The 2239-nt window shown below is 44.5% G+C and carries 2 protein-coding genes and 1 pseudogene; all 3 read right to left on the bottom strand.

All coding sequences use genetic code 11. The features are described 5' to 3' along the window. Nucleotides 1-1296: zonular occludens toxin domain-containing protein (locus tag L4C33_RS21720; protein WP_428814464.1), on the bottom strand; the 1296-nt coding region annotated here is incomplete at its 3' end. 3 nt (nucleotides 1297-1299) lie between these two features. Continuing rightward, on the bottom strand, nucleotides 1300-1641 hold the full coding sequence (locus L4C33_RS21715; RefSeq protein ID WP_428814463.1) for a DUF2523 family protein: 342 nt from the start codon (nucleotides 1639-1641) through the stop codon (nucleotides 1300-1302). Beyond that, nucleotides 1641-2239, bottom strand: a pseudogene (locus L4C33_RS21710) (hypothetical protein); the annotation flags it as partial. The gene L4C33_RS21715 and the pseudogene L4C33_RS21710, both read right to left, overlap by 1 nt.

Raw genomic sequence — 2239 nt, 5'->3', positions numbered from 1 at the left:
CATCTTCTTATAGTCATTCCTGGTCAATTCCAACAAGCAACTATCAATCACCCGATAGGTGATATTGTAGTTTTGTAGGTACTTTTCATTAATACTGTATATACCATCAGTGGTCGTAATTTCCAGGTTAATGAAGCGGTCTATCTGATTATTGCGGATGCGCACATTCACCGCAGTCACAAAGGCTTTTGTTATTCCCTCGAAAGGCAATATCTTCCCTATATAAATGCTCTCAACAACATCATTGAGACCAGCTTCACTGCTATTCCAACCATCAGGTACACCATCAGCATTTTTATCACCATTAGGGTTTTCTGCCTGGCTTTGACCAGAAGCGGAAGCCTCAGATTTTTGCGCTGCCGTTTGCGAAGCTTCCGAAGCAGTATCAGAAGAGGGACTGGATAATTCATARACTARGAATCCTATACAGAAGAGGAACAAGAAGAACACCGCAATGACTTTCGGGTTACGTATKAGCGTGTTCATSGCGCCAGCTTGTTTGGCWATRCCGGTTCCCGTCGATTTGTAGAGTAGRAACGCATCAAGTGGGATTTTCTGAGTCGTGAGGTTAACGTCTTTTTGCTTGGGTATAACCGGTGTCGACACGGCTTTATCGTGTTTCCAGATAAAGGGTTTACGCTTTGTCCAAAARAAYTGGTCACGCCCTTTATGAAAGAAGTTCTGYTCACCACACGCCTTRATRCCGGTRTCRATTTGCTTCCAGTCGGGTGARAGCAATTCAATATCCCAGTTGTACTTYCTATGACGCATGAAGCCTTCGTTAAAGGTGTGAGGATAGATGATGCGYCCTTGTTCATCGTATTCSGCWATCCCTCTATCATCCGTTTCGGATGCCTCAAGTTCGTCCATGTTGGCTGGGATATACCGRGAGTAGAAGAAGTCYARAAASGTYYGAGGTAACAGGCCGTCTTTGCCCTGGTCTTTAGTGATGAASKCTTCAACCGGCTGGTAGGTGACTTTCTTCATGTCRAAGCCRATATTCTTAGAGAAGATRTCCTGGCATTCATCAATCACAATCAATGCGCCAATGGGACACCAACAGAAAAAGTGCGTCCAAAGGTGAACGCCAGCTGCGTCTCTTGATGAGACTCGAAGTAGCTTAGACGTCGTCGGGAACTGAATATTGAAACGCTTTTCAATCATCTTAAGAGGCTGCATTCCCTCGATGTTGGTCACCACAACTTTACCGGCTTTAAGCGCCTGATAAATGGAGAAGTACGCAGTATAAGCCGACTTATAAGAGCCATTCGCGCCGGTTCGTATGGTAATGGCCATAAGCTAACGACTCATCTTCATAACAAACGCCGTCGTCATGAAGTTAGCTAGGATGGTCAGTCCCTGGGGAATACCAAAAGCGTAAGCGTAGAACCGAACTTCTGATGGCATCGCGTTGAAGACTTCCACTAACAGGTCGTTAAAACCAATATCTTGTAAGAGCAATTTAGCGGTGGAATAGGAGAGTTTAAGGAACTCTATTTGGAGCGTAATCTTCATCTTGATAATGAAAAGTTGAAGATAAGAAAACAGGTTACTCGCCATATCAGGGAGTGCGTAGATAAAGTCGATGAACGTTTGAAACTGCAACGCCACCCAATCAAAAAATGCGTAAATGGTTTCCATTATTCACTCCCTAACATGCGTATGCCGATGAGTACGACAATGAACAGCAGTACGGATTTAATGATGTCGGCATTGTCTAATAGGGCGCTGAACACCTTATTTTCGTATTCCACATTGTCACCGTTGAAATTCTTCAGCGTGAGATTATGAGTACTGAAATCCCCGCTTTGAAATCCCTCAGTATTGATACCCAATAAGTCCCGAGCCTGGGCAGCTTCTACTTGATATTCGTCTTTTAAATCGATGATGCTGGCTTCCAATTCCTTAAACGCAGTATCACCAAAAAGGAAATTGGTTTTAAATGCACCGGACACACCAGGTGTGGGTTGAACGAATTGATTGGGTGAGCCGAGTAAGTTTTGTATGCCGGTGACGGCGGACTCTAAACCACTTAAATCCGTGCCATTAGAAGGAACGCCACCCGAGGCAATACCATCAATCTTGGTGGAGAGTTCGGAAAGCTGGTCGGTTAGGTCACTACCTAACGTATCAATGTTGCCTTGTGTATCACCTAACGAATATTCAATATCACTCAGCACATTAAACACCTCATTAATGAGTCCACCATTTAGGCTGGCTGCGGTCGCGGCCAGGGTGT

Origin of the sequence: Vibrio makurazakiensis, assembly GCF_050337375.1 — a bacterium.
Taxonomy (GTDB): Bacteria; Pseudomonadota; Gammaproteobacteria; order Enterobacterales; family Vibrionaceae; genus Vibrio; species Vibrio makurazakiensis.
The sequence above is the reverse complement of the archived record's forward strand: the minus strand, read 5'-3'. Positions and strand labels throughout refer to the sequence as shown.